Source organism: Novosphingobium soli (assembly GCF_042432915.1).
GTDB classification, from domain to species: domain Bacteria; phylum Pseudomonadota; class Alphaproteobacteria; order Sphingomonadales; family Sphingomonadaceae; genus Novosphingobium; species Novosphingobium soli.
Genome location: NZ_JBHLWK010000028.1, coordinates 42,901 through 49,476 on the forward strand (window position 1 = coordinate 42,901; position 6,576 = coordinate 49,476).

The window sequence follows — 6,576 nt, forward strand, 5'->3', positions numbered from 1 at the left end:
TCCCCCGGACGCCACCGTTCGCGGGGAACACCAAGGGCGGCTGCCCTTTCGTTCCCGAACGACAATCTTACCGCCCGTGTAATCCGCCAAGCGCGGCGCCCGACCCCCTTGCAGGGCGTCGGCCGCGCTAGGGCGGCTCGCCCGCGCCAGCGGCAAAGATTCCCGCTCTCCCTCCCCATCCCGTTCCTCGCCGGAAAGGCAGAGCCGGTTGCTGTTGCGACCGGCTTTCAGCCTCAAAGGAAAGGAAAAATCATGGGACGTATCAACGACAACCGCGCCGACATCTATCAGGAGATCACCGACCAGATGATTGCCATGATCGAGGCAGGCACCCGGCCTTGGTCGAAGTCGTGGAACGGCCGCACCGCGCCGAATATCCCGCTGCGCTCGACCGGCGTGCCCTATCGCGGCATCAATGTCCTGTCTCTGTGGGTCGCCGCCATGACGAAGGGCTTTGCTTCCCCGCATTGGCTAACATTCAAGCAGGCGCTCGCGCTTGGCGGATGCGTCCGCAAGGGCGAAAAGGGCTCGACCGTCGTTTATGCCAACAAGATCGAAGTGGACGCCGACAAGGGCGAACGTGGCAGCGATCAGGGAGGCGAGGACGGCAAGCGTCAGGTGGCGTTTCTCAAGCGATACACCGTCTTCAATGCCGAGCAGATCGACGGCATCGAGGCGAAATATCCTACCCCAGCCCCGATCATCACCGCGACCAATCCCGACGAGCGGGACGCCGAACTGGATGCGCTCTTTGCCCGCGTACCCGTCACGGTGCGTCATCACGGCGCGCAGCCCTATTATCAGCCAAGCGGCGATCATGTCGTCATGCCGGAATTTGCCGACTTCCACACCAGCGATGACTATTATTCGACGCTCGCGCACGAGCTATGTCACGCCAGCGGCCATGTGGATCGGCTCGCCCGTTCGACCCTCATTTCCACGAAGCGCGAAGACTATGCCCGCGAGGAATTGGTGGCCGAGCTTGGGGCCGCGTTCATCAGCGCGACGATCGGAATCAAACTCCACGACCGCGAGGACCATGCCGCCTATCTGGCGAGCTGGCTGGCGGCCCTTCGCAATGACAAAAGGTGTATCTTCACCGCCGCGCGGCTCGCGCAGGATGCTTCCGACTGGCTGTTGAGCCGCATGGCGATCGAGACAGTCTCCGAATTGGATGCGGCGGCGTGATCGCCCTCCATGATCCCGGCCCGATGAGGGCCGGGGCGTGGCGGCGCGCCCAACCAGACCCCGGAAATCGCGCGCCGCTCGCCCGCTGGCGGGCGAGCGGCGCGGCATCTCGTCGAATCTTAATTGAAAATAGGGGCGAATCGATTAAATAGGATCGCGGAGGCTTTGTTCGCGGCGACGCGTGCATTGCCTTCTCTCGTTTCAGGCCAAGGGCCTTGGCCGTAGATCGTTGATCAGCTTCATCCCGTAGATCCGATCGCCCCCTTCCGTCTCCCGTTTGAATTGCAGTCGGTGGACAAGATCCACCAGCGGGCGCAGCTCCTCCCGCGCCGGTGCCGTCATGCGGCGTAGCCGCAGACCCCAACTGATGACGTAAGCCACAATATCAGCCGTCTGGATCAGCGTCGTCAGATCGCTATGCACAAAAAACGGCTCGGGAATGATGAGGCGTGAACGGCTTCGGCCGTTGCGCGTGTTCACGAAATAGCTCGATACCTGACCAAGCAGGATATGCGCGGCGCTGCGGTCCAGCTCGTCGAATACCATATAGCCCATCGGGTCGCCTGGAAGGCCGTTCAGGAAATAATAGAAGCGCTCGAACAGGAAAGCGTAATCCTTGCGCAGCGCGTCACTGCGGTCGGGCCGTGGCGCTTCGCGCGGGACGATCGTTGCAAAGACCCTCGCGCCATGACGCCGCGCCAGATCGAGGCTGAAACGGCAATATTCGATCTTTGCCTGCCCCAAGGCGGTCAGCCGATTGCGCGTCACCGCTGTCCCGTCGATCAGCAATTCGCGCGCGAGCTGGGTTCGCTCGGCATGCTCGAACGCATCGAGCTGCGCCGCATGCTTGAACGTCTTGCGATCAAGGAGCTTCTGCGCCTTGGCTTCCCGGCCATACGCCTCGAACAACCGCATTCCGAAGATATGCTGCTGTGCGTCGGACAGATCGCGGATCAGTGGCCATACCCGCCGATCCTCGATCGCGATGCCCGCAAGCACCTCATAGGGCGAATGGCGCTGATCCTGACCGGACTCATCAATGAACAGGGTCCAACTCATCGTCGCGCGCGCATTCCTCCCCGCATCATGGGGTGGGTAGCCCCGCATCAACGGCTTCGATCGAGAGAACCACGCTCAGTCCGGCAGACGCGGAGCTGACGCTAGAGCGGCAACGATCCCAAGACAACAAATTCGGGCGCGACCCTGCCGGGCACGGCTCTATCGGCGCTGCGCGCCGACCGAGCCACCGTGCCGGCGTCTCGTCCCAGGAGGGTGACGATCCTCGCGTGAGGTGTGCCATGTGGCACACCTAAGGCCGCGCAGGGCGCGGTGCTGGCCTGTTTGCGCCCACGGCCCTCCCCCGGAGGCCCGTCAGGCGCGAGGGAACACCAGGGCTGCTGCCCTTTCGTTCCCGAAGCAAAATCGACAGCCCCGTGTGGTCCGCCAAGCGCGGCACCCGACGCCTTGAAGGCGTCGGCCGCGCTAGGGCGGCCTGCCCGCACCAGGCCATCGATTTTCCTCCTCCCTCCCCGTCCCGCTCCTCGCCGGAGAGGCAACCCCGGTTGCAGCGGCAACCGGCTGCGCCTCGAAAGAAGGAGAAAGGACAATGGCTTACACTCGATACAAGGGCGACCCCTATTGGAAGCGGGCCAAGGTGGACGGGACCGGCGTGGACGGCACCCCCTACGCCAAGGGCGACCGGGTTTTCTTCTATCCCCGATCCGGCGCGACCTACGCGGGCGAAAGCGCCCAGCGCGCATCGGTCGAATTTGACGAACTCGCGAGCCTCGAAGGCTGACCCCTCCCCATCGATACAGATCATAGGAGTTTCATCATGGCTATCATCACCGTCAAGCTGTCGCAGCTTCGCCTTTCCCCCCTCAACAGCCGCCGCGTGAAGCCTTCCGCCATCGACAGCATGGCCGACGACATCGCCGCACATGGCCTGTTGCAGAACCTCGTCGTCTATGAGGAAGATGACCTTTTCTGGGTGTTCGCCGGAGGGCGGCGCTATCGGGCGCTCAAGGAATTGGTGAAGCGCAAGAAGGTCAGCAATAGCGATCTCTTCCCCGTCGAGATGCGGACCAAGGAAGAAGCCATCGAGCTTTCCTATGCCGAAAATGCGGCGCGCGAGGACATGCACCCCGCCGACGCGATCCGCGCGTTCGCAGGGATGCGCGACATCGGCATGGACCCCTCCGATATTGCTGCCCGGTTCGGCTATAGCGAAAGCCATGTTGCCCGGATGCTGCGGCTCTCCGCGCTCAATCCCAAGCTGATCGATATTCTCGCCAAGGATCAGTTGACCATCGACGCGGCCAAGGCGCTCACCCTCACCGGCGACCATGCCGAGCAGATGCGCGTTTTCAAGGCGTCGAACGGTCAGGCCCATACCATCCGCCGGATGCTCACCGAAGAAAAGCTGACGACCCAAAGCGGTGAGTTCCTGTTCGTCGGGCGCGACGCCTATGCCGATCAGGGCGGCACCATCACCCCGGACCTGTTCAGCCAAGGGGACGGCGGTTACGCCGATCAGCCCGAAATCGTGCAGGAACTTGCCGAAGCCAAGCTGGACGCGCTTGCTGCCGACTATCGTGCGATCGGTTGGTTCGAAGTCGGCGCGACCATCAGCCAGCCCTATGACCTCTACAACAAGGGCTATCTCTATCCCGGTGAGCGCGAGCCGTCCGAGACGGAGGCCGCACGGTTGGCGGAACTGGATGCCGAAATGGAAGCGATTGCCGAAGCCGAGGGCGAAGACAGCGACCGCATCGAACCGCTTATGGCGGAACGCGAAGCCATCACCGACGCGCTGCGCTTCTACAATGCCGAGCAGAAGGCCATTGGTGGCGTTGCGCTTTGGATCGAGCGGGACGGCTCGCTTGGCAAGCGCATCTATCGCGCCAAGGCGGAGAAGAAGCCCAAGGCGGGCGGCGCGCAGGGTGGCCCTGCCCCGCTCTATCCCAACAGCCTGTTCGCGGACCTGACCCGCATCAAGACGCAGATCGTGCAGGAAGCGGTTGCGGCCGACCCGGCGCTGGCGCTCGACATCATGCTGGACAGCCTCGCAGGCCAGTTGCTCCACGGCGCACATAGCTATCAGATGGCGATTGAAGTGCAGGCCAAGACCGTCACGACCGATGTGCCCGACGAGCTTATGGCAACCAGCGATGTTCGGCCCGTCGAGGATATGATGGCGACCCGGTTCGCGTCGATCCCCGCGCAGGGCCGCTTCGAGGCGATCCGCGCCATGAGCAGCGAGGACAAGATGGCGTTGCTGGCCGGACTGGTCGCCATGACGGTGGACGGGACGGTGTTTGCGGGCGGTTGCCCCGGTCAGCGGCATCATCAGTTCGAGCAGATCGCCCGTGCAAGCGGTGTGGACGTCGCCGCCCGTTGGAGCGCCCCCATCGCCCTGTTCGACAAGATGCGTCGGGCCGCGCTGATCGACCTGCTGCGCGAGGAATGCGGTGCCCCCAGCGCCGAAAATTGCGCCACCATCAAGAAGAAGAGCGACTTGGCGGTCAATGTATCGGAGCGGCTTCCGGCACACTGGCTCCCCGCGCCCATGCAGATCGGAGCGTTCGATCAGCCCGAGGGCGAGGCGGACGATTTCGATCCCGATATGGACGACGCCGACAGCGAGGCAGAGGATATGACCGACGAAATGGCATGACGAGTGGATGGGGGCCGGTTCCAATCGGCTCCCATCTTTCCGGTTTGCTAGAGCATCCGCATATCGAGCCCATCGCCGGCGCGCCCGCACCGCGATGCGGTGCGGGCGCGCTCACGGCCCTTTCAGGCCCGCGCGCGCCGCCCGCCCACAAGGGACGGGCGGCGCCTTGGCGATTATGCGCAGCGGCGACAGGTCACTGATACGGATAGGGGTGTGCCATGTGGCACACCCTGTTGGCGCTGCGTAGGGCGCGCCGAGAACATCGAGCAGATCGCCCAAGGCGCGGCGGCGATAGGCATTCAACCAGCGCCGGCGCCGATGTTCGGCCGCGTCATGGATCATATGGCATCGCTGACAAAGTGCGGCCAGGTTGCGCGCGGCATTGTCGGTGGGGTCATGATTGAGATGCGCGCAGGCCAGATAGACCCGCGTGATCCGCACGACTGCCGCAAGATCCGCACGCGGCACGCCCACCCGGCGCCCTCTCCCATCACGCCATTGCCGTGCAGCCGCGTCCCACCAGCGCCCATCGCCTAGATGAAATACATGACCGCCATGCGGGCGTCGGCAATGTTCGCAGCGCCCTTTAGCGCGGTCGAACCGGATAAGCCTCGACAGCTCGGGCCAGTCGATCGGGTAGAGCCAGCGATGTTCGGCCATGATCGGCATGACGATTCTATGAGTCAGTCCGAACGAGAACGAAAGCAGAATATCGCGAGTAGCAAACCTCGCTTGCCAAAGGCCGTGCGACATTCGCACCGCGCCTTTGTGCCGGTCGCGATCATCGCGTCGGCGGGGGGAACACCAAGGGCACCCTGCCCTTTCGTTCCCGAACGACAATCTTACCGCCCGTGTAATCCGCCAAGCGCGGCGCCCGTCGCCCCTGCAGGCGTCGGCCGCGCTAGGGCGGCTCGCCCGCGCCAGCGGCGTAGATTCTCGCTCCCCCTCCCCATCCCGTTCCTCGCCGGAAAGGCAGGGCCGTGAGGCCCGAGTGGCCTTGCGGCCCATGCCAGCAGGAGGAACGATATGCATATCCCCGAACATCTAGATGCCATCCGTCGACTGAACGACGCGGCGCGGAGCCATCCTGGCACCGCTTCGATTGCCAACGTCACCTTAGGTTTTCAGGCACTCCCCGATGCGGACCGCTTTACGGCTCTGGCGGCGATTGTGAGCTACTCGCAATTCGAGAGCGACAACGACCCTTATGGCGAGCATGATTTCGGTGCGGTTTATCGCCTTGGATCAGGGCAATGGACGCAGGACCGGCCCGGCGACGACAAGGAGATTTGCGAAACCGTTTTCTGGAAGGTCGATTACTACGACGCCAGCCTGACCTATGGCAGTGAAGCGCCGTGGGATGAACAGCAGACAAAGCGGGTGCTGACGATCATGCTCGCGAGCGAATACTGATCGGCCGTCGCGAAACGCCGCGCCCATTCGGGCGCGGCGTGAGACGAGGGGAATGGCGATTTTGGCGAGTGATTTGTTGAGAAATCGCGCTGGAAGGCGTATTGGTTAACCGAAGAAAGGATGACGCGGTGGCTCAGATCGATCTTGAAAAGCTGCGCGAGCGCGTCCGGCAAATGGATTTCGAACGCGGCTCCCCCGAGCAGGTAGCGCTTTGGCGTGAAGATGTAGCGGAGGCGCGCGCCAATCTCGTCATCGAGGACATGACGCCGACCGGCGATGAAGATGCGATGTTCGCGATG

The 6,576-nt window shown here is 63.4% G+C and carries 6 protein-coding genes; 4 read left to right on the forward strand and 2 right to left on the reverse strand.

Annotated elements, in window-relative coordinates; genetic code table 11:
* Nucleotides 1–252 precede the first annotated feature (252 nt).
* Complete coding sequence (locus ACFFJC_RS19805; RefSeq protein WP_214202509.1) at nt 253–1,188, forward strand: ArdC family protein; 936 nt, start codon at nt 253–255, stop codon at nt 1,186–1,188.
* Nucleotides 1,189–1,389: 201 nt separating this feature from the next.
* Here the strand turns inward: ACFFJC_RS19805 and ACFFJC_RS19810 are convergent, their stop codons facing one another.
* Nucleotides 1,390–2,247, reverse strand: a complete 858-nt coding sequence (locus ACFFJC_RS19810; RefSeq protein WP_214202510.1) for a DUF3800 domain-containing protein — start codon at nt 2,245–2,247, stop codon at nt 1,390–1,392.
* A 547-nt stretch (nt 2,248–2,794) separates the two neighbouring features.
* On the opposite strand from ACFFJC_RS19810, the gene ACFFJC_RS19815 reads away from it, so the two are divergent.
* Entirely contained in the window at nt 2,795–2,986 is a 192-nt protein-coding gene (locus ACFFJC_RS19815) for a hypothetical protein (RefSeq protein ID WP_214202511.1), read from the forward strand.
* A 36-nt stretch (nt 2,987–3,022) separates the two neighbouring features.
* Nucleotides 3,023–4,864, forward strand: coding sequence for a ParB/RepB/Spo0J family partition protein (locus tag ACFFJC_RS19820; protein WP_214202512.1), 1,842 nt, complete (start codon nt 3,023–3,025; stop codon nt 4,862–4,864).
* A gap of 111 nt (nt 4,865–4,975) precedes the next feature.
* Here the strand turns inward: ACFFJC_RS19820 and ACFFJC_RS19825 are convergent, their stop codons facing one another.
* On the reverse strand, nt 4,976–5,617 hold the full coding sequence (locus tag ACFFJC_RS19825) for a hypothetical protein (protein ID WP_246544411.1): 642 nt from the start codon (nt 5,615–5,617) through the stop codon (nt 4,976–4,978).
* Between the two features lie 273 nt (nt 5,618–5,890).
* Here ACFFJC_RS19825 and ACFFJC_RS19830 point away from each other — a divergent pair, with 273 nt between their 5' ends.
* Nucleotides 5,891–6,277, forward strand: a complete 387-nt coding sequence (locus tag ACFFJC_RS19830) for a DUF3768 domain-containing protein (protein ID WP_214202513.1) — start codon at nt 5,891–5,893, stop codon at nt 6,275–6,277.
* The last annotated feature ends 299 nt before the right edge of the window (nt 6,278–6,576 follow it).

What these genes read in the sequence shown, in the direction of transcription:
- ACFFJC_RS19830 (WP_214202513.1), top strand. Translation starts at nt 5,891, where the DNA reads ATGCATATCCCCGAACATCTAGATGCCATCCGTCGACTGAACGACGCG.
- ACFFJC_RS19815 (WP_214202511.1), top strand. Translation starts at nt 2,795, where the DNA reads ATGGCTTACACTCGATACAAGGGCGACCCCTATTGGAAGCGGGCCAAG.
- ACFFJC_RS19820 (WP_214202512.1), top strand. Translation starts at nt 3,023, where the DNA reads ATGGCTATCATCACCGTCAAGCTGTCGCAGCTTCGCCTTTCCCCCCTC.
- ACFFJC_RS19825 (WP_246544411.1), bottom strand. Translation starts at nt 5,617, where the DNA reads ATGTCGCACGGCCTTTGGCAAGCGAGGTTTGCTACTCGCGATATTCTG.
- ACFFJC_RS19805 (WP_214202509.1), top strand. Translation starts at nt 253, where the DNA reads ATGGGACGTATCAACGACAACCGCGCCGACATCTATCAGGAGATCACC.
- ACFFJC_RS19810 (WP_214202510.1), bottom strand. Translation starts at nt 2,247, where the DNA reads ATGAGTTGGACCCTGTTCATTGATGAGTCCGGTCAGGATCAGCGCCAT.